We start from the raw sequence: 20,431 nt of genomic DNA on the forward strand, positions 1-20,431 counted from the left end.
TATCGAAGAAGGCTGCTGCTTTGCAGTGATATGCACACCGACAGGACGATGTTGAGAGCAGTCGTCCAGCACTTCCCGGATTACTTCTTTGTCCGTCAGTCCTACGACGTAATCGAAATATTTCTGCGCGTCCTGCGGATAGCAGCGCGCATGCGGACCCCCGAGCACGGTGATCGCACCGCGAGACCTGAACAAGTTGCTCAGTGCGTAAGCTGTCTGTCCAGCTTCGCTGAACGCGCCGATGAACACGACGTCGACATCCTGCGGAAGTTCATCTACCAGGTTCTCAAAACCCGTATAGCAAACCAGTGTCACATCGTGCCCGAGTTCCTCGCACCACACACCCAGCACCTGGGGCATGATGCTCGCAAAATTTGCGTACATCACGCGCGCCCACAGCGCACGCGTCGGCCCCTTGGTAACCAGATCGATTATTCCTATATGTAGTTTGCGTTTCATTCCATCTCCTGTCTCAGTTGTTCGGTCGGTGCACATGCGGTTGGGGATCAGTATACGCTGAAAGTCCTCCTCCTCTGCACCTACTCTCCTGGTGGAACCTAGAAAATTCCTCTTGCTTTGAAACAAAATATGTAAGTCGATGCCCTCATCAAAGCGTTCAAAGGAATTATTCCATTAAAGCGGATAAACGGACCGGGCTTGTTAGCTACCGCTGGTCGGCAAATCCAATGGCACAAGCTAAGTATTATGACGTGAGAAGATCTTACGGATGAGACCAGCAGCGGGCAGAATAAAAGATGTCGCCATATTTCAACCGATTTCGCCATTGCTGACTTCCCCCAGCATCATATGCCAAAGGAAGTCAGCAATCAGAGTTACCTAACGGTCCGACTCCGGATCCGTATTGACGACTCTATTCCCAGGGCGGTTGCCTACCGGTGCCATCTTTTCTTCCAGGGTGCGCCGGATTTCTTCTCGGGCTGCCTGGGCTGAGGAGGCCGCGGTGCTGCCGTGCGGATTTCGCCCGACTCCTTCAGTGCTATTTCACCCCTGTACTTGAAAAGTATCTGCTGGAAGAATTTCTTCTCCTCTTCCGTTCCCACGAGTGATATCGCCTCACCCTTCTCGCCGGCGCGGGCGGTCCGCCCGACCCGGTGAGTGTAAGACTCGACATCCTTCGGGATCTCGTAATTGTACACGTGAGAAACGTTGTCGATGTGGAGTCCGCGCGCAGCGACGTCGGTCGCAACAAGGACCGTGAACTTCCGGTTGCGGAACTCCTCCGTTACCTGTTCCCTCTGAGGCTGTGACATGTTGCCGTTCAATGGGCGAGCATGAATGTCGAGTCCTGCCAGCTTTTTCGCCAGCTTCACAGTGATGTGTTTCCTGTTGCAGAACACAATCGCGAGGTTCCTCTCCTGTTTCAGGAGACCTGCAAGTAGCTCCGCTTTACCCTCCGGGGAAATTCTGTAGTAGGTTTGTCTGAGGAATATCGGCTTCACTGTGGATTCAAGGCGGACCTTCTTCGGATTGCGAAGATATTTGCCCGCCAGTTTTTCGATCTCTTTAGGAACCGTCGCGCTGAAGAGCATTGTCTGATGCTGCGACGGGAGTTTTGCAGCTATGCGTTCGACATCTTTTATGAACCCCATGTCGAGCATACGGTCGGCTTCGTCGCATACAAAGTACTTTACCGAGTCCAGCCTGATCGCGTTCCTGTTCATCAGGTCGATCAGTCTGCCAGGTGTTGCGACCACTATGTTTGCGGTCCGCAGCCTGGAAACCTGTGAGTTGATAGACACTCCCCCGTAAACCGGCACTATTCCAAGGTGTTTGCCGACGGAATATTTTATAAATTCGCCCGCCACTTGATTGCACAATTCCCGAGTCGGGACGAGAACGAGCGCCCGCAGGCCGTCCTTTCGGTTGATGTTTTCAATTATCGGAATTGCAAAGCTGAGAGTCTTGCCTGATCCCGTTTCTGATTGCGCGAGGACGTCCTGCCCTCCAACGATCGCGGGAATAATTTGTTCCTGGACCGGAGTCGCTACTGTGATTCCCTGTGCTTCGAGCAGAGATGTGATTTGCCCGCTCAGCACAAAAGATGGTGATTTCATTTAAACCTTTCTTATAGATTATAAAATTGCTGGGAAGATAAACTCTATCGATGAGTAAGGGCTTTCGATAATTCGAAGGATCTCGACTCGTCTAGTCGCGTCTGGCAACTTAAGGAGAAGACCAAATCCCGGCTTCTGAACACCGTCGCCCGTTATCTGGTTAGGAGGGGAGAAGATGTTTCTGTTACTCGTTCAATATAATCCGTGCGGGGGGAAGTTCCAACGACTATTTTTCGTACGTTACTCTCCGCGATTTGACGCCGGATTCCGCCGCTGTCCGGAAATGCGCAAGATTATGTTTCCACTGCTCCATCATGCAGGAGCTCCCGTCATTGCGCGCGACTCCATGAGGCACCACATGAATGGGGAAATTGAAGAGCATCTTGATAAACAAGAATTTGCAGGGTGAACATTGGTGTTTGAACTAATGTTGACCTCTTAACGTCTAAAACAAATCAGGCCCATCGCTGGAAGTCTTGTAGTTTCAAACCCCCGGCGAGATGAGCCAAAGTCATGTTTAACTTCGGAGCGAGAAATGAAAACACTAATCCTATTATCAGCTTTAGCAATGGCAACTGGAACAGCATTTGCCCAGGGGATGCAAGGCCGTGGCGGTCAGCGGCCACCCAGGTACGACCAGTCGACGGTCACAACCGTGTCCGGAACGATTCAGAGCATAGACACCCTGTCAGGACGAGGTGGAATGTTCCACCTGATTCAAATTGTTGTCAAGGATTCTGCAGGATCCATCAATGCAAGCGTCGGCCCGACTTCTTATCTGGATGACCAGAAGGTTGCCTTCAAGGTCGGTGACACCGTGGAAGTCACAGGATCAAAAGTCCAATTCAACGGAAACGATGTTATACTCTCGGCCCAGATAAAGGACAACGGAAAGACAGTCGTACTGCGCGACGAGAACGGCCGACCCGTGTGGTTCAGAGGAGGCACGAGGTAACCGCCCCGGAGTCACAGAGCTAGAGACTCTAAACCCGACGTTGGGGGACTGCCGCCTCGCTCAACGCGAGGGCCGATCCCCCGATGGGATCTAAATCAGTTGACGATGCGCCTCAACTGAGGCTTACTGAACGGGATTGGGATCGTGCGCGAGAGGATCCTTGTCGCTGTACCACACGGCAAGGTAGATGAAATTGGCAAACTTGTCAGACGTGGCTGCATGAACCTCTTGATCGACGTTCCCGCATTTGGGATGACTCCTGAATTTCTTTATCAGCTCATCCTCGACTTCAATTACATTGGCACCGCTTTCGGTCTCATATAGCGCCACGATACTGTTGCAGCCGTGTTTAGTCTTTGCGGCGTCCAGGTCTATAGAACGTCCGACACAGAACTCTTCAACCATGTCGTCCGAAACGACGTTTTCGATTGTATGAACAAGGATTGGGATTACCCGGTTTGGACGCCCTTTTAGAGGAGCCGACATTTCCACACGCTCTCCGACATTTTCCATCGGTAATCTACTGTTTTGAGACACTTAGTGCAACAAGCGTCGGCGTCCTATTCTAAACCGAGTCAGTGGTTGCGGTTCCATGAAATTGTCAGCATTATTCGGCATTCTCTTACATTCGCCGGACAGAAGATCTGTTTTTATCCTAATGCCCTTCCTAGGTCGTCCGATTATTCTCTTTGACAACAGAGGAATCTTTCGTAAGTCTCCGCCACTGCACAATTGAGGATTAATCAAAAGGACTTCTCGTGAATAACATACCAGGACTTCTTCGACTCCTTGAAATAATAAGAACTCCCGTTTGTCAGCCGAGTGGAATTCTTATTTCTACGACAGTCCCGGTTGTATCGCCGCTGGTAATCGTTATATCGCCCTTGTGCTGTTCAACGATCCGTTTTGATATTGATAGTCCGAGTCCACTTCCCTTCACATCACTGCCCCGGGTCTTTGCGGCCCTGTAGAACCTGTCGAAAACGCGCGGGAGCTCCTCCTGACTGATCCCAACTCCGTTGTCTTTTACGGTAACGACCGCGGATGAGGTTTTGTCATCAATCGCCGTCGTCACTACGATCTGTCCGCCGCGGGGGGTGTATTTAACGGCATTTTCAATGACGTTTGATAATGCGCGCTGCAGAAGTTCCCGATTTGCATACACACATATCGCATTTTCAAAATTAGTATTAACCGAAATCTTCTTGCGATTCACGACTGGCGCGTGGATATCCATTGCTCCTTTCACGATCGGATCGAGCGGCATGCTTGAAAAGGTAGTCTCGGTCGATTCGAGCCTGGAGAGATAAATGAGATCGATTGCAAGTCTTGATGCGTACTCTACCTCGGACATGAGTTGGCGTAGATTGTCGGCTTCCTCCCGAGTGATGCCCGGTTTCATAAGGAGCATTTCTATCTCGGCCTGGATGACTGTAAGAGGAGTTTTGAGTTCATGCGACGCGTCCTGCAGAAAATTCCTCTGAGAGTCCATGAGTGATCTGATCCGAAGTGAAAGAGAATTGAAGGATGCCCCCACTCTTTCAATTTCATCGCCAGTATGAGGAACCTCGAGGCTCGAAAGCTGTCTATCGGTACTCATCCGATCGATCTGGCTTGCGATTCTTTCGAGGGGTCGTAGCGCCTTTCTTGCAATGATCACCGATCCGATTCCAACAATCAGTATCGTGATGGGAGCTAGGATAAGCGCAAGTCCCCGAACCGTTCCGACCGAATCCTCTGCGGAGGTTCTGGACGCAAGGGCGATCACGGTGCCTTGAGTGCTATCGGTGATTTCAAATTCAGAACTTGCTGAAACAAAATCTCGTCCCTTTATTTGGAGCAAGTGCTTCTTGCGCGCCCTGGAAATCACAGCGAGAGAATCGTTATCGTTGATTGAGAGGATTTCCTCTCCCCGGGCATTCAGAATCCCAACCCGGATCACACCGATTTTGTTTTCGAAAGGAGTGATTGTCTCCGCGACATCCTCTCTTACGTCCTCAATATCACCTATCGTCGTTCGAGCTGCGAGGCGGTTTGCGATGCTGCTCGCGGCGGATTGAAGGGTCACTTCGATCGAACCAAATGTGTATCTCTCATATACCTCAGTGAGGACAAGTGACACTGACGCGATCACGGCCGCGAACGACACTGTCACGTAGAGGGCCACTCTGTATCTGATGGGAAGCTTCATTCTTCGTCGAAGATCGTATACCCCACTCCGCGTACCGTTCGGATAATTCTTCTACCGGATTTCCCCTCGATTTTCTTTCTGATCAATTTGATGAAAGAGTCAACCACGTTGCTCCTTGGGTCGAAATTCATATCCCACACGTGTTCCATAATCTCACTTCTTGTCATAATTCTCCTTCGATTGGTGAAAAGGAATTCCAGGAGTGCGAATTCTTTTCCAGAGAGCCCGAGATCTTTTCCTTTACGAAACGCCTTTCTGCCCGCGATATCCAGATCAACGCCATGAACCGTCAACAGAGTCGACTTCTCGCTGGAGGCTCTTCTCGCGAGCGCCCTCACCCTCGCGAGCAGCTCGCCGGCGTGAAAGGGCTTCGGAAGGTAGTCGTCGGCTCCGGTATCGAGGCCTGTGATCTTACTTGAAATATCGTCCAGCGCGGTCAGCATCATGACCGGCGTGCTCAGCTTCCCTTTTCTGATTTGCCTGCACACTTCGAACCCGTCGATGTCGGGAAGCATGAGATCGAGAATGATTACATCATAATCATTTGTCTTTGCCAGGTACACTGCCTCCTTGCCCGCCGCCGTCGCATCTACGGCGAATGACTGGGTCTTAAACAGTTTTACCAGGGTTCTTTGCAGGCTCCTGTCATCTTCGACGAGAAGTATTCTCATCTGCCGGCTCACATAAACTTGGTAACAGTTCTTTGAGGCAAAATTGGCTGTGAGATCGATTCCATCATTTGATTCTCTCCAAGAAAACATACAGCATCGGCAGTTCGAAAAGAAGTAAGAAACTCGACAGAAGGAACCCGCCGATGACCCCGACTGCGAGCGGTTGCTGCATCTGAGCTCCGGCGCCAATACCCAATGCCAACGGCATGAGCGCAAAAACTGCGGCAAAAGTGGTCATCAAGATCGGTCTTGCCCTTACCTTGCACGCCCGAACAATTGTATCGAGTGAATAGCCTTCTTTCCCGCCGATCTCCTGGATCATATGGACTATAAAAACTCCGTTTTCGTGGACGATTCCCACCATCATGATCATTCCCACGAAGCTCGAAATATTGAACGTAATTCCGGTGACAGCGAGCGCGAGCAATACACCGAAAAGAGAAGTCAGGTTTGTCGAATACACCGCGACAGGTACCGTGAAACTTTCAAACTCTATTATCATGAGAGCGATCACAAGGAGAGATGCCGCAATGAGCACGAGAAGAAGACTGGCGAACGATTCCTGCTGACTCTGGAACAATCCTCCAAAAGTGTAAGTAACTCCCTGGGGAAGAACGAGTTTTGACTGCAGCACTTTCTTGATCTCTGCGATCGTACTTCCCAGATCTCTTCCAGTTATCCTCGCGCTTACGGGAAGCATGAGTTTGAGATTCTCCCGGTCAACTTCGCTCTGGCCCTGGAGGACTTCTATTGATGCAACGCTGCTCAATGGAAGGTAGAACCCGTTTGGAGACCGCAGTCTGACATCTTCAATGCTTTCGAGCGAGGCATGGTAATTGTCGGGATACCGTACCCGCACTCCGATCAACTTTTCGCCCTTGAGCACGTAAGTGTCAGCGTTCCCTCTCATGATTGTCGCGAGCTGCGACTGGATGTCGGAAATCGTGAGACCTGCTCGAGCTGCGAGCAGAGTGTTCGGGTGAATGACGATCGATGGTCCGCTTATCACGATGCCGTCAAAAACATCAACGACGCCGGGAATATTCTGAATCAGATTCGCGACCTCTTCAGCTTTTTGCTCAACAACGCCCTGGTTCGGGCCGAAAATTTTTATTTCAACAGGCGCCGGAGAATTAGTAAGGTCTCCGATCAAGTCCTGCATTGCCTGGCCAAAGTCGATCCTTAAAGCCGGTTCCTTCGACTCAACTTCCTGCCGCAATTCATCCATGATCTCAAAGACTGAACGCTTCCTGTCCTTCTTAAGTCTTATCAGGAAGTCGCCGTTATTCGGTTCTGTTATGAAGAACCCCAGTTGTGTGCCTGTTCTTCTCGAGTAAGAGTCGACCTCGGGAACTGCAATTATAATCTTCTCGACATCCATCAACTCCCTGTTTGTTTCATCGAGTGACGTACCCGGCGGCGAATTGTAGTCCAATACGAACGATCCTTCATCCATGCTCGGCATGAAGTCGCTGCCAATATTCTCATACAGCAAAAAAGTGCATCCGAGGACCACGAGAGCGAAAACCGGTCCGAGATAACTGCGCTTCAGCAGGAGTCTGAGGATGGATTCGTAGCCTCTCGCGAGTGAGTGCTGTCCTTTTTCTTCGCGTTCTATTTCCTGCATAATGTCTTTTTCGCGAATGAACCTTTCGGCGAGGAGAGGTACCAACGTCAGGGAATAGACCATCGAAATTGCAAGTGAGACTGCCATCGTGATAGCGAGTGGCTTGAAAAACGCGCCGGTGACGCCGTACAGAAACGCGAACGGCGCGAACACCACGATGGAGCTCAGGCTCGAACCGATTATCGCAGGCAAAATTTCTCTCATCGATTCCGAGACAGCCTGGAGTCCTCCCTCTTTCCCTGAACGCATGTTCCTGAAAATGTTTTCTATCATCACGACATTATCGTCGATCACGAGACCCACTGCGGCGGCTATTCCGCCTAACGTCATAATGTTGATGGTGTTCCCCGCTACATAAAGGAATAATACTGTCGACGCAAAGACCGCGGGAACGGTTATGACAGCTACTGAACCGATTCTAACACTTCTCAAGAAAACGAATATCACCAGGATCGCCAGGAATATTCCGACGATAATCGAGTCTCGCGCGCTTCCGATCGAGCTGCTTATGAAATCACCCTGGTCGTAGAAATAATTCATCCTCACATCCGAAGGAATGTCGCTTTTCAGATTTGCTAATTCTGCCCGGACCTGTTCACCGATTGCAACAGTGTTCCCACCGGGCTGACGGATGATGTTTACCAACACCGCCGGTTTACCATCGGCTGTCACTCTTATGTATTCGATCTTCTCAGAGGGCTCGACGCTCGCGACATCCCCGACGGTAATAGGAATCCCGTTTTTGAATTCAATCACCGTTTCCGCGACGTCTTTCAGTCCGTTGTAGAGCCCATCGACAAGCGTAAGATATATCTGGAAATTTCTTTCAGTCAGACCCGACGCCTCGACCATGTTTGTCCTGTCGATTGCGGATGACACATCGTTGACGTTCAGTCCGTAGCTCTGAAGTTTTTGCGGATCTATACTGACCAGGAATTCGCGTTGCTTACCGCCCACTATTTCCACTTCAGCTATCCCGGTGATTCTCATCAGTGTGGGACGAATGGTGTACAGCGCAAGATCCCGCAGCTGCACCTGATCGAGTGAATCTGAAATGAGGCTGAACCCTTCTACAGGGAACACCGCCGCGTTCATTCTTTCGATATCTATGGAAACGGTTGTCGGGAGTTCATTCCTTATGCTCGAAACTTTGCCCTGGAGAAGCTGGAGAGCCTGGATGATATCCGTTCCCCAGTCGAAGTTGACTGAGATTTCGGACGAACCCCTGCTCGTCGCGGACTTGACCGTCGCGACGCCAGGTATCGCTCGTGCCGCCTCTTCCAGCGGGCGCGTCACCTCTACCATCATCCTGTCCGCAGGCTCTTCGCCGTTATCTGCGATCATGACAATCCGCGGAAAATCTATGTTCGGAAAAAGGGAGATCGGCATTCTAAACAGCGACACGATCCCGCCGAGACTGAAAACCGTTACGAGGAAATAGACCGCCTTCCTGTGCGCAGAGACAAATTCGTATACTTTCATGATGCGCCGGCTCTTACTTTTCCGAAACTGTGACGGCGGTCGAATCGGGCAGCCCATAACCTCCGACGGTGGCCACGACATCACCCGCTTTCAGTCCCGAAGAGACTTCAACTCGGGCGGAATCAGAGAGACCAGGACTTACGCGCGTCAGGAGTGCGAGCGTGTCGCCCTGTATGCGCCAGACAAAATATTCGTTTAACTCATCGTCATGGTATACCGACTCTTTCGGAACCAGGATAACGGACTTCCTCTCCCCTATTTTTATCTGCGCATTGCCGAACGTCCCCGGTGTCACCAAGGCAGGGATCGCACGCAGCGAAATTCTGACTTCCACACTCTGGCTGTTAGGATCGGTGGAAGGATTTGTTGCCTCCACAACGCCGCTTATAGAATTCAGCCGCATTCCGGGAATTGTCACCGTCACCGGTTGACCTGTCCTTATGGACGAAATCGAGTTGACGGGAACGTTCGCCGTGAAATACTCCGTCTCAGGATCGACAAGCTCCACAAGGTCGGTTCCCTGATTGACCAGCTCGCCCTCGGCGACGAACCTTCGGACAACCGATCCGGAGAATGGTGCGGTGATCTTTGCTATCGCCGCAGTGCTGACTGCCAGGTTGAGTGCCTTCTCCGCCTGCGACTTCTCAGCTTCGGAGGTCGCCTGACTGAGAAGCTGAGAAGCCCCCGATATTGCCGCATCAGATTCCTGTGACACGATAGATGCCACAAGCTGTCCCTTCTTTACCGCGTCGCCTTCGAGGATGAAAACTTTTTCGACTTTTCCGGTGATTGTTGACTTGACCTTTTCGTCCCGCAGCACTTCGAACGCGCCTGTCACGCTCAAGGAATTCGAGATGTCTCCGCGGACCGCCGTCCCCACGCTTACGGTAGCCCTCGGTTTGACGTCGATGTCGCTGTCGCCTTGCTTTGATCCGCAGCCGACAGAAATGAACGACAGAACTGCGAGCACGAATATCAACCGAACGTCTTTCCGCATCATCTCGACACTCCTGCATAGTTCAGCCTGTTTAACTTGAATATGTCTGTGTCTCTCTCGGCTCTTGCGTCTTCAATGGCAAGCCTTATTTGGTCATTGGATCTAATGGCATCGAGCACTTCGATACTCAGTCCGCTCCCACCGGCGTATCGTGCTCTGGACAGAAGGAGACTCTGCTCTGCCACGCCAAGATTTTTTTGTAGGGAAGACATTTCAGAGTCGGCGCTCTCGATATCGTTCCTGGTCATCTGAAAAACACTTCGGAGCGACGACCTCGCATAATCGTTCTGGAGGGCCAGGCTGTTCGCGGAGGCGTTCGCAGCCCGGTAACTGTCTTCGATAGAACCGAAAGTGAACACCGGGATTGAAAACGACAATCCGATCGAAGCCCCGAACACCCCAGCAAGTCCCGGCCGCACATTCGGCAGCGAAGTCAGCGCACCGGCGTCAGCAGCGACAGAGACACTCGGCTTCAACTTCGAGCCCGCTATCTGCGCGTCAAGCCTGGCTTGTTTCACTTCCAACTCGCCGGATTGTAGATCGATGTTTCGTTCCAAATCAAGTGTGGTATCGTAATCAGCGTAAACAAGTGTAGTATCCACGTCGACGACATCCTCAATGGAAAGCCCGCTTGCTTGTGACAGAGTCAGGAGCGCATTCCTGTACGCCACTTTCCTGGTGGCGATGTCTATGGAGGCATTATTCAACTCGACAGTAGTCTTGAGCACATCAGTCTCACTTCCCTGTCCGGATGCGTGCAGCTGCTTGGTCAGTTGAAGATAATCCGAAATAAGGGCATATCCCTGTGCGACCACGCCGAGTTCTCTTTTCTCTTTCGCGGCTTCGACGAATGCAACGGACACGGCAAAGACAACATCGGCCGCCACTCGCGTGCGGTTGACCCTGGTACGTTCAACTCCGATTCCGCCTTTCTCGATCTCAAGCGATCGTGCGCCTCCATCATAGATTGTATAAGTGCCACCTAGTTGAGCTCCAAACTCTCCGCCGTTTGTGATCGCCTCATCGTAACCTGGCGCCACTATCAGATGCGAACCAACACTTATCTGCGGAAAAAATCCGTTCCGTATGGCGCTGTTCCCATATTCGGCGGAAGCTGTCGCCTGATCCGCCGATCCGATAAGCAAATTCCTTGTGAGCGCCACCTTCAGGTAGTCTGCGAGCGAATACGGTTTGACCTGCGATTGTGCCGCGACCGACAGCAGCGTCAAACCTATAATCGACGAAATAGCCCGTCTTACATCCATTTCATTCCAATGACTTTGTGCCTGCAAGTCCCATTGAGGAACGCGAATGATTTCGTTTGACGAAACAATTTCATCAATTTAATTCAATCAATATGATTGTTAAAAGCAGAAGGCATATTGCGCTTGATAAGTTAGTCAGGGCACATGAAACACAAATGAAATGTCCTCGAATTTTCGGGAACACTTCCTTGAGGGAGGACAGCAGCTCCGTCCACGCTCCACGGACGGACTCCACCCCGCGATCAACACTCTCGATAACGTAAATGCAGTATCTCATCCCAACCTCCTAAACGAAGAATGCCGCCTCGACTTTACCGTCCGGCGGCATTCTCTAGTAGCGGGGGAAGTCCGCCAGAGGCGGACGAATCCGTCTCTTTGAGCCGGATCTCACAACCCACCGCTTCGCGTCGGGTTGTTCGACCTTCGATCGGAGTTTACGCCGCCGTTTTTGGCGGTGGGTTATGAGCCCGACGAGCTACTCCGTCCATGATTCGCGGACGGACTCCACCCCGCGATCACCCTCGACAAGAATCTTCTCCCGGCGTTGGTCTTCAAGTACTTTTCCCTCTTCATCGCTTCCCTTCTTGTCTCGAACTGCTCAGAGTATACAATTCTCCAGTTTCTCCCGTGCTTCGTTGAATGGCTCATCCCGGAATTATGCTCGTCGACCCTCCGATCCAAGTCGTCGGTTTGGCCAGTATAGTGGTGCCCGTCCTCACTCTCTATCACGTAAACCCAGTACAATTCCCTCACTCCCTTTCCTCAAACGAAAAATGCCGCCTGGACTTTATCGTCCGGCGGCGTCTTCTTAGTAGCGGGGGAAGTCCGCCAGAGGCGGACGAATCTTCGACCTTCGGGAATCTCAGTTACTGTTCCGTATGTTTCCCTGACCCAAATGAAGAAATCACATTCGCCAAATAATTCCTTCCAACACCAGATTTCAGAAATCTTTCGCGCCATACAGCTTCGCTCCTTGTCTCATATTCCTCAGAATAAAGAAGCTTCCAATTCCTGCCGTGCTTCGTAGAACGTGTTATTCCTGAATTGTGCTCAGATAACCTGCGATTCAGGTCGTCCGTTTGCCCGGTGTAACGGTGCCCGTCCTCACTCTCTATCACGTAAACCCAATACGGCGTATGACCTCCTAAACGAAAAATGCCGCCTGGACTTTATCGTCCGGCGGCATTCTCTAGTAGCGGGGGAAGTCTATGTTCTGCACCTATGATGCCAAATCATGAATTTGTAGTCACCGGTGAACTAAAACTCTGACTTCAGTCATCTCATTATCGCAAGAAGAGTCAGAGCAAAGAGTCACATTTTGTTCATCCCGGAATGGCATTCCACATCTCCTTCTCCCGCATTCCCAGGTCAAAGCCCTTCACTTACCTCGGAGTGGAGCTACTGTGGCAGCTGGAGGAAATATATTTCTGTCGTCTCAAATGTCGCGTGGCCTGGCAGCTTAAGGGTGAACAATTTCACGTCCTCAGCTTGAGAATCTCATAAGTGCAAGGTAACTTCTTGCGTCCCCTGATGGCGGGCGTCGTGCGTACCAGTTTAGTCGTGCGGGCAGTTACACTCTACGGAACCCACCAAACTCCTGATCGCTGATTCTATCGAAATTTGGTTGCTTCAGATAGAAAAGCGTTGGCGATAAGATGACACTCAAGAACTCGGTAACCCTTACCGCAACAACTCGCGGTGACGGATGATTATGTTTTGCTCTCCCAATATGACGAACCAGATCAAATGGAGGTAGTTATGTATAAGTTTGATTTCAGTCCCCTGGTTGCAGAGCTTTGCCTTGGCAGAACGATAGGCTTCTTTGTTCTGGTAGCTGCAATTTTGCTGCTACTTCCTCTTCAGATTCCCGCGCAATGGTCGTCGAACCCAAACGTCAACAATGCCATATGTACTGCTTCGGGTAATCAGTCAAGTCCTCAGATAGTGAGCGACGGTTCAGGCGGAGCGATAATAACGTGGCAGGATGCGCGAACGGATGCTGGTGACATCTATGCACAGAGGATAATTTCTTCCGGGACGGTTCAGTGGGCAGCCAACGGGGTTGCCGTATGTAGCGCGGCTGGCGAGCAGTATAATCCTACTATAGTGAGCGACGGTTCAGGCGGAGCGATAATAACGTGGCAGGATGCGCGAACGGATGCTGGTGACATCTATGCACAGAGGATAAATTCTTCCGGGGCGGTTCAGTGGACAGCCAACGGGGTTGCTATATGCACCGCGACGAATACTCAGCAGAGTCCCACGATAGTGAGCGACGGTTCAGGCGGGGCTATAATGACGTGGAAGGATGCGCGAACGGATGCTGGTGACATTTATGCACAGAGGATAAATTCTTCTGGGTCAGTTCAATGGACAGCCAACGGAGTTCCCATCTGTGATACGACAGGCGAGCAAGCGCTCCCCATTATAGCGAGCGACGGTTCAGGCGGAGCGATAATAACGTGGATGGACTTTCGAAGTGTCAGCAACTTTCACATCTATGTGCAGAGGATAAATTCATCGGGGGGAGTCCAATGGACAGCCAACGGGCTTGCCATTTGTACCGCGACTGGTGACCAATATAATCCCACCATAGTGAGCGACGATTCAGGTGGGGCGATAATAACGTGGTACGACTACCGAAGCGGCAACTGGGACATCTATGCGCAGAGGATAAATTCTATTGCGACTGTTCAGTGGACAGCCAACGGTGTTGCCATATGTACGGCGACGAATTCTCAAGCAAATCCTACTATAGTGGGCGACGGTTCAGGCGGAGCAGTAATAACGTGGAACGACTACCGAAGCGGCAGCAACTGGGACATCTATGCGCAGAGGATAAATTCTTCTGGGGCTGTGCAGTGGACAGCCAACGGGGTTGCCATTTGTACCGCGACGAATACTCAGCAGTATCCCACTATGGCGAGCGACGGTTCAGGCGGAGCGATAATAACGTGGTATGACTATCGAAGCGGCAACTGGGACATCTATGCGCAGAGGATAAATTCTATTGCGACTGTTCAGTGGACAGCCAACGGGGTTGCCGTGTGTACCGCGTCCGGTACTCAGCAGAGTCCCACGATAGTGAGCGACGGTTCAGGCGGAGCGATAATAACGTGGATGGACTCCCGAAGCGGCAACTGGGACATCTATGCGCAATTGGTGAATCCATTCGGCTACTTGGTAACTTTGCCATTTTCGATCGGGAGTATCAGCGACATTCCAAATGATCAAGGCGGAAAAGTTCGTATTAGTTGGACCCGGTTGGTATATGATTCTCTTGGCTCTCCCGTTCAAATTGTAAGCTATGGAGTTTGGCGCAGGATTCCCACCTCACAGAGCGGCCTCAGCAAGAGGGGGACACCAGTTCCTTTGAACGATACCCTGGGGGTTTTGTACGATTTCGTGACAAGCGTACCGGCGGTTCAGTCGCCCAAGTACAACGTCGTTGTACCAACATTGGAAGACTCGTCATACGACCGCACACATTGGACTAGGTTCGTACTTACAGTGCATACAAATGTTCCCACTATTTTTGAAATCTCAAATGAAGACAGCGGCTACTCGGTGGACAACATAGCCCCTGATCCACCTTCGTGGGTGTCGGGATCCGTTGTGTCTGGCCAGGTGGACCTCAGATGGAAGAAGAACACCGAGCCTGATCTGTGGAAGTACTATGTGTACAGAAGCTCATCTCCCATTACCCACTGTGACAAGTCGACGTACCTTTTAGATGTGTCAGACACTGCATTTACCGATACAAACCCTCTTAAGACCAGTATGTCATACTATGTGGTTTGTGCAGAAGATATTCACGGCAATCCGAGTAATCCAAGTAACCAGGTATCATTCACCCCGAGCGACTTTTCACTTGCAGTAACACTGACCTCATTTACCGCGGAAGCGGCAGACTATGGTGTGTCACTCAAGTGGAAGACCGGATCTGAAGTGGATAATGCAGGGTTCACTGTATTAAGGCAGGGTGAAAACGAGACATCATTCAAGGAGATATCGAGCTATAAGACTAATTCCGCATTGAGGGGACTCGGTACAAGTACACAGGGACAATCGTACACGTTCACGGACAATACCGTCATGACGACTGGCAAATACACTTATCAGCTTGAGAGCGTGACAATAAGTGGGAGAGTGGACAAGTACATGGAGGTAACAGTAGACGTATCAATGCCGAAGGACTTCACACTATGCCAGAACTATCCCAATCCGTTCAATCCCACGACGACGATAGGGTATGCATTACCTACAGCTCGGCATGTGAAGATCGAAGTGACAAATACAGTTGGACAGGTAGTAGGTGTGCTTGTGGATGAGGACGAGTCGGCGGGATACAAGACAACTGTATTTGACGGTTCAAATCGCTCGAGTGGAGTGTACTTCTACATGATACAGGCAGGGAGCTTCACACAGGTGAAGAAGATGCTGCTTGTGAAGTAACCACACACATACGCTGGATCGTTCAGGTCCCGTCATGATTACTCATGGCGGGACTTCTTATGGCTGACCCGCAGTCCGGGGGAAAGATTCGAATTCGTCTCTACAAGCCGAATCTAACGACTCGCCTCTTCGCGTCGGGTTGTTCGACCTTCGGCCGGAGTTTATACCTCTCTTTTGAGCGGCAAATTATGAGCCCGACGGGCTACTCCGTCCATGTTCCAAGGACAGACTCCACCCCGCGATCAACCTCGACAAGAATCTTCTCCCGGCGTTGGTCTTTAAGTACTTTTCCCTCTTCATCCCTTCCCTTCTTGTCTCGAACTGCTCAGAGTAGACAATTCTCCAGTTTCTCCCGTGCTTCGTTGAATGGCTTATCCCCGAATTATGCTCGTCGAGCCTCCGATCCAAGTCGTCGGTCTGACCAGTATAAGTGGTACCCTTCCTCGCTCTCTATCACGTATACCCAGTACACTTCCCTCACCCCCTTTCCTCAAACGAAAAATGCCGCCTAGACTTTTTTGTCCGGCGGCATCTTTTTAGTAGCGGGGGCACGCTATATTCTGCACCTATAAGACGAATCCCTGATGTCATAGTGGTCGGCGAACTGGCTGTTTAGCTCGCAGGAAAGTCATTCTTCCGAAGTGCAACTTAGGTTACAGTTCCGGTCGGGGCCACACGAGACCAAGGTTCGGCACACTCGTAGCAGCGCAATGTTCCCGTCCGAGCCCGCCCTCAACTTGACAATCCCACAGCTGCAAGCTAACTTCGTGCGTCTGCAGCAGGCGGGTGTCGTCCATATCAGTTTAGTCGTGCGGGCAGTTGCACTCTCCGGAACCCACCAAACTCCTGATCGTTGATTCTATCGAAATTTGGCTGCTTAAGATGGAAGAACGTTAGCGAGAAACTGGCATTCAAAAACCCTATGACCTGACCTCAGGATTTCGCGGCGAGGTTTTATTGTGCGATCCTCTCACAGAGTTCTAAAGTGGAACAAAGGAGGTGTGCATGCTTTCCTTCAATTTCAAAATCACTTCCTATCGTGCCGGGAGAATCGCGGCACTGCACCATGGCCAGTAGAAGGACCTTCCGTATCGTTCGTGTCGAGTTCCGGACTAACGTTCTGAGATATAGGGCGTCGTGGCTCGAAGCAGGAATCAGTGGGCCGTGAACTCCCCTCCTCATTTTCCGACGACCACCGAGTCCTGGTTCAGTCTGATCAGGCATAAAAGCAATTTATGTTCTTTTCGTGTGCAAGATATCTTGCACATTTCGTACACGTCACAAGATAGGAGGATAAGTTATGAAGACTTGGAAAGGATTATTACCCGTCATTCTCGGCTTGCTTCTGATGAACAGCGCATACTCTCAATTCGTGCAGCAAGGCAGCAAGCTCGTCGGCACAGGAGCTGTCGGTTCCGCATATCAAGGCCAGTCTGTTTCTCTTTCTGCTGATGGTAATACGGCAATCGTCTGTGGATATTACGACAACAGTGGTGCAGGAGCAGCGTGGGTGTATACGCGATCTGGCGGAGGATGGAGTCAGCAAGGGAGCAAGCTCGTCGGCACAGGAGCGGTCGGAAGCGCGTTCCAGGGCTACTCCGTCGCTCTCTCCGCCGATGGAAACACGGCAATTGTGGGTGGGTGCTATGACAGCAGCTTCGCGGGAGCAGTTTGGGTATTCACTCGTTCCGGCAGCACATGGACGCAACAGGGGAATAAGCTTGTAGGTACAGGAGCGGTCGGAAACGCGTTCCAGGGCTACTCCGTCGCTCTCTCCGCCGATGGAAACACGGCACTTGCGGGTGGGTACTGGGACAACAGCGACGCGGGAGCAGCTTGGGTATTCACGCGTTCCGGCAGCACATGGACACAACAGGGGAGTAAGCTTGTAGGCACAGGAGCGGTAGGAAACGCGCTCCAGGGCTACTCCGTCGCTCTCTCCGCCGATGGAAACACGGCAATTGTGGGTGGGTACTGGGACAACAGCAACGCGGGAGCCTCTTGGGTATTCACGCGTTCGGGGAGCACATGGACACAACAGGGGAGTAAGCTTGTCGGCGCAGGAGCGGTCGGAAAATCAGACCAAGGCTACTCCGTCGCTCTCTCCGCCGATGGAAACACGGCAGTTATCGGTGGACCTTACGACAACAGTAACACGGGAGCCGCTTGGGTATTCACCCGTTCCGGCAGCACATGGACACAACAGGGGAATAAGCTTCTCGGTACAGGAGCGGTCGGAAGTGCACAGCAGGGCATCTCCGTCTCCCTTTCTACCGATGGTAACACGGCAGTTATCGGTGGACCTTACGACAACAGTAACACGGGAGCCGCATGGGTGTTCACTCGTTCCGGCAGCACATGGACACAGCAGGGGAATAAGCTTCTCGGTACAGGAGCGGTCGGAGTTGCAAACCAAGGCTACTCCGTCGCTCTCTCCGCCGATGGAAACACGGCAGTTGTGGGAGGGTGCTATGACAACAGCAGCGCAGGAGCCGCTTGGGTATATACAGGCCCCCGCCCGACTATCGCACATGTAGCAGATGTTCCCTCCGATCAAGGTGGCAAAGTCCTCGTCATGTGGCTCCGCTCAGGCTATGACGTGTTCCCCCAGGAGGTGCTCACCTCATATGGAGTCTACCGGGGTGCAAAGGCTTCTGCGCTACCGAAGGTGACTGACCTTCACAGCTTCCCGATGATCACGCATGACCGGATAACCGGTGAACCGATCTATTGGGAGCACTATGCTGATGTCACTCCGCAGTGGCTCGATGCATATTCTTTGCCTGTGGAGACGTTGTCGGATTCGACCGCGTACGGGAACCCCGAATATTATTTCATGGTTACGGTGACTGATTCAAGTCCGATGGCATTCTGGGAGTCGCCACCGGATAGCGGCTACTCCGTGGACAACTTACCTCCTGATCCACCTGCAAGCTTCTCAGGATCTGTAGTCTCAGGTCAGGTTGATCTCAGATGGAAAAAGAACAGTGAACCTGATATGTGGAAGTACGAGGTGTACCGAAGCTCATCTCCCATTACTCACTGTGACGAGTCAATGTTCCTCTCTGATGTCTCAGACACTGCATTTACCGATCCAAACCCAATGAAGAGTTGTATGTCATACTATGTGGTATGTGCAGAAGACATACACGGCAACTCAAGTAATGTGAGTAGTCAAATCCATTTTATTCCTCAAGATTTCGGACTTGCAGTGGCCCTTACATCCTTCACAGTAGAACCGGGGGATTACGGTGTGTCGCTGAAGTGGAAGACCGGATCTGAAGTCAATAATTCAGGGTTCATAGTATTAAGGGAAAGTGAAAATGAGACATCATTCAAGGAGATATCAAGTTACAAGACAAATTCCGCATTGAGGGGACTCGGTACAAGTACACTGGGACAATCGTACACGTTCACGGACAATACCGTCATGACGACTGGCAAATACACTTATCAGCTTGAGAGCGTGACAATAAGTGGGAGAGTAGACAAGTACATGGAGGTAACAGTAGACGTATCAATGCCGAAGGACTTCACACTATGCCAGAACTATCCCAATCCGTTCAATCCCACGACAACGATAAGGTATACACTACCTACAGCACAACATGTCAAAATTGAAGTGACGAATGCCGTTGGACAGGTAGTAGCTGTGCTTGTTGATGAGGATGAGTCGGCCGGATACAAGAGTACAGTATTTGAAAGTTCAAATCACTCGAGTGGAGTCTACTTCTACCGGATACAAGCGGGGAGTTTCACTTCAGTTAAGAAGATGCTCCTTATGAAATAGTTATTCATCAGAGCTGGGTTCTTTCAAGTCCCGTCATGAAAAATCATGGCGGGCCTTTTTCTTTCTAGGATACTCTCTTTCTGAATGATGATTTACAGAGTCAGGAAACAAGAGACACGCACATCTTGGAATCAACGAATGGTTAAGATTCAAACCTTCGTCCGCCTTCGGCGGATATGAGCCCGACGAATTAAGGCGAAAGTGTCTTTATGAACTCACTGCCCGTTCCGCCCTTCAGTCATTTCTCTCTCCGTTTAAACCGAAAAAGCCGTCGAACCATTTTCGTCCGACGGCTTCTTCTAGTAGCGGGGGAAGTCCGCCAGAGGCGGACGAATCCGTCTCTTTGAGCCGGATCTCACAACCCACCGCTTCGCGTGGGGTTGTTCGACCTTCGACCAGAGTCAATACCTCGCTTTTGAGCGGCAAATTATGAGCCCGACGGGCTACTCCGTCCATGTTCCATGGACGGATTCCACCCCGCGATCAGCTTCTCAAGACTCCTTCTTCCCGCACTTGACTTCAAGCACTTCTCCCGCTTCATCGCAGCTGCCCTGCTCTCACACTCCTCCATGTAAACCACCGTCCATCCACTCCCGTGCTTTGTCGAGTGACTCTTCCCTGTATTATGTTGGGACAATCTCCTCCCAAGGTTATCTGTCTGGCCTGTATAACGGTACCCCTCAACACTCTCGATAACGTAAACACAGTATCTCATCTCAACCTCCTAAAGCAGAGATGCCGCCGAAACCTCTCGGTCCGGCGGCATTCTCTAGTAGCGGGGGAAGTCCGCCAGAGGCGGACGAACCTTCGACCTTCGGGAATCTCCGTTACTGTTCCGTATGTTTCCCTGACCCAAATGAAGAAATCACATTCGCCAAATAATTCCTTCCAACACCAGATTTCAGAAATCTTTCGCGCCATAC

The 20,431-nt window shown here is 51.3% G+C and carries 16 protein-coding genes; 3 read left to right on the top strand and 13 right to left on the bottom strand.

Annotated elements, in window-relative coordinates; translation table 11 throughout:
• The coding region (locus VIS48_08235; GenBank protein HEY9166133.1) for a radical SAM protein at positions 1 to 459 on the bottom strand (459 nt) is incomplete at its 3' end.
• A 431-nt stretch (positions 460 to 890) separates the two neighbouring features.
• Entirely contained in the window at positions 891 to 2,075 is a 1,185-nt protein-coding gene (locus VIS48_08240) for a DEAD/DEAH box helicase (protein HEY9166134.1), read from the bottom strand.
• Between the two features lie 535 nt (positions 2,076 to 2,610).
• On the opposite strand from VIS48_08240, the gene VIS48_08245 reads away from it, so the two are divergent.
• Positions 2,611 to 3,030, top strand: coding sequence for a hypothetical protein (locus tag VIS48_08245; GenBank protein HEY9166135.1), 420 nt, complete (start codon positions 2,611 to 2,613; stop codon positions 3,028 to 3,030).
• A 123-nt stretch (positions 3,031 to 3,153) separates the two neighbouring features.
• Here the strand turns inward: VIS48_08245 and VIS48_08250 are convergent, their stop codons facing one another.
• From VIS48_08250 to VIS48_08290, 9 genes are all read right to left on the bottom strand, one after another.
• On the bottom strand, positions 3,154 to 3,543 hold the full coding sequence (locus tag VIS48_08250; GenBank protein HEY9166136.1) for a hypothetical protein: 390 nt from the start codon (positions 3,541 to 3,543) through the stop codon (positions 3,154 to 3,156).
• 301 nt (positions 3,544 to 3,844) lie between these two features.
• Positions 3,845 to 5,221 (bottom strand): HAMP domain-containing sensor histidine kinase, encoded by a 1,377-nt coding sequence (locus VIS48_08255; GenBank protein ID HEY9166137.1) that lies wholly within the window; start codon positions 5,219 to 5,221, stop codon positions 3,845 to 3,847.
• Positions 5,218 to 5,892 (bottom strand): response regulator transcription factor, encoded by a 675-nt coding sequence (locus VIS48_08260; GenBank protein ID HEY9166138.1) that lies wholly within the window; start codon positions 5,890 to 5,892, stop codon positions 5,218 to 5,220. Before VIS48_08260 ends, VIS48_08255 begins: the two co-directional genes overlap by 4 nt.
• Before the next feature lie 64 nt (positions 5,893 to 5,956).
• Positions 5,957 to 9,001 carry an efflux RND transporter permease subunit gene (locus VIS48_08265; GenBank protein ID HEY9166139.1) on the bottom strand — a complete coding sequence of 1,015 codons (3,045 nt, stop codon included), beginning with the start codon at positions 8,999 to 9,001 and terminating at the stop codon, positions 5,957 to 5,959.
• A 13-nt stretch (positions 9,002 to 9,014) separates the two neighbouring features.
• Positions 9,015 to 10,001, bottom strand: a complete 987-nt coding sequence (locus tag VIS48_08270) for an efflux RND transporter periplasmic adaptor subunit (GenBank protein HEY9166140.1) — start codon at positions 9,999 to 10,001, stop codon at positions 9,015 to 9,017.
• On the bottom strand, positions 9,998 to 11,263 hold the full coding sequence (locus VIS48_08275) for a TolC family protein (GenBank protein ID HEY9166141.1): 1,266 nt from the start codon (positions 11,261 to 11,263) through the stop codon (positions 9,998 to 10,000). Before VIS48_08275 ends, VIS48_08270 begins: the two co-directional genes overlap by 4 nt.
• A gap of 459 nt (positions 11,264 to 11,722) precedes the next feature.
• Positions 11,723 to 12,016 carry a GIY-YIG nuclease family protein gene (locus tag VIS48_08280; protein HEY9166142.1) on the bottom strand — a complete coding sequence of 98 codons (294 nt, stop codon included), beginning with the start codon at positions 12,014 to 12,016 and terminating at the stop codon, positions 11,723 to 11,725.
• A gap of 9 nt (positions 12,017 to 12,025) precedes the next feature.
• Complete coding sequence (locus tag VIS48_08285) at positions 12,026 to 12,223, bottom strand: hypothetical protein (GenBank protein ID HEY9166143.1); 198 nt, start codon at positions 12,221 to 12,223, stop codon at positions 12,026 to 12,028.
• Positions 12,130 to 12,381 (bottom strand): GIY-YIG nuclease family protein, encoded by a 252-nt coding sequence (locus VIS48_08290; GenBank protein HEY9166144.1) that lies wholly within the window; start codon positions 12,379 to 12,381, stop codon positions 12,130 to 12,132. The genes VIS48_08285 and VIS48_08290 overlap by 94 nt, the downstream gene beginning before the upstream one ends.
• A gap of 640 nt (positions 12,382 to 13,021) precedes the next feature.
• Between VIS48_08290 and VIS48_08295 the strand changes: the two genes are divergently transcribed.
• Positions 13,022 to 15,718 carry a T9SS type A sorting domain-containing protein gene (locus VIS48_08295; GenBank protein HEY9166145.1) on the top strand — a complete coding sequence of 899 codons (2,697 nt, stop codon included), beginning with the start codon at positions 13,022 to 13,024 and terminating at the stop codon, positions 15,716 to 15,718.
• A gap of 186 nt (positions 15,719 to 15,904) precedes the next feature.
• Here VIS48_08295 and VIS48_08300 read toward each other — a convergent pair whose 3' ends face one another.
• A complete protein-coding gene (locus tag VIS48_08300) occupies positions 15,905 to 16,126 on the bottom strand; it encodes a GIY-YIG nuclease family protein (protein ID HEY9166146.1) in 222 nt (73 codons plus the stop codon).
• 892 nt (positions 16,127 to 17,018) lie between these two features.
• Between VIS48_08300 and VIS48_08305 the strand changes: the two genes are divergently transcribed.
• Positions 17,019 to 19,508 (top strand): T9SS type A sorting domain-containing protein, encoded by a 2,490-nt coding sequence (locus VIS48_08305; protein HEY9166147.1) that lies wholly within the window; start codon positions 17,019 to 17,021, stop codon positions 19,506 to 19,508.
• 427 nt (positions 19,509 to 19,935) lie between these two features.
• Here VIS48_08305 and VIS48_08310 read toward each other — a convergent pair whose 3' ends face one another.
• Positions 19,936 to 20,223, bottom strand: a complete 288-nt coding sequence (locus VIS48_08310; protein ID HEY9166148.1) for a GIY-YIG nuclease family protein — start codon at positions 20,221 to 20,223, stop codon at positions 19,936 to 19,938.
• Positions 20,224 to 20,431 lie beyond the last annotated feature (208 nt).

The organism is Candidatus Kryptoniota bacterium, from assembly GCA_036567965.1.
In the GTDB taxonomy this organism is placed as follows: Bacteria; Bacteroidota; Ignavibacteria; order Kryptoniales; family JAKASW01; genus JAKASW01.

What these genes read in the sequence shown, in the direction of transcription:
- VIS48_08240 (HEY9166134.1), bottom strand. Translation starts at nt 2,075, where the DNA reads ATGAAATCACCATCTTTTGTGCTGAGCGGGCAAATCACATCTCTGCTC.
- VIS48_08245 (HEY9166135.1), top strand. Translation starts at nt 2,611, where the DNA reads ATGAAAACACTAATCCTATTATCAGCTTTAGCAATGGCAACTGGAACA.
- VIS48_08250 (HEY9166136.1), bottom strand. Translation starts at nt 3,543, where the DNA reads ATGGAAAATGTCGGAGAGCGTGTGGAAATGTCGGCTCCTCTAAAAGGG.
- VIS48_08255 (HEY9166137.1), bottom strand. Translation starts at nt 5,221, where the DNA reads ATGAAGCTTCCCATCAGATACAGAGTGGCCCTCTACGTGACAGTGTCG.
- VIS48_08260 (HEY9166138.1), bottom strand. Translation starts at nt 5,892, where the DNA reads ATGAGAATACTTCTCGTCGAAGATGACAGGAGCCTGCAAAGAACCCTG.
- VIS48_08265 (HEY9166139.1), bottom strand. Translation starts at nt 9,001, where the DNA reads ATGAAAGTATACGAATTTGTCTCTGCGCACAGGAAGGCGGTCTATTTC.
- VIS48_08270 (HEY9166140.1), bottom strand. Translation starts at nt 10,001, where the DNA reads ATGATGCGGAAAGACGTTCGGTTGATATTCGTGCTCGCAGTTCTGTCG.
- VIS48_08275 (HEY9166141.1), bottom strand. Translation starts at nt 11,263, where the DNA reads ATGGATGTAAGACGGGCTATTTCGTCGATTATAGGTTTGACGCTGCTG.
- VIS48_08285 (HEY9166143.1), bottom strand. Translation starts at nt 12,223, where the DNA reads ATGGCGCGAAAGATTTCTGAAATCTGGTGTTGGAAGGAATTATTTGGC.
- VIS48_08295 (HEY9166145.1), top strand. Translation starts at nt 13,022, where the DNA reads ATGTATAAGTTTGATTTCAGTCCCCTGGTTGCAGAGCTTTGCCTTGGC.
- VIS48_08305 (HEY9166147.1), top strand. Translation starts at nt 17,019, where the DNA reads ATGAAGACTTGGAAAGGATTATTACCCGTCATTCTCGGCTTGCTTCTG.
- VIS48_08310 (HEY9166148.1), bottom strand. Translation starts at nt 20,223, where the DNA reads ATGAGATACTGTGTTTACGTTATCGAGAGTGTTGAGGGGTACCGTTAT.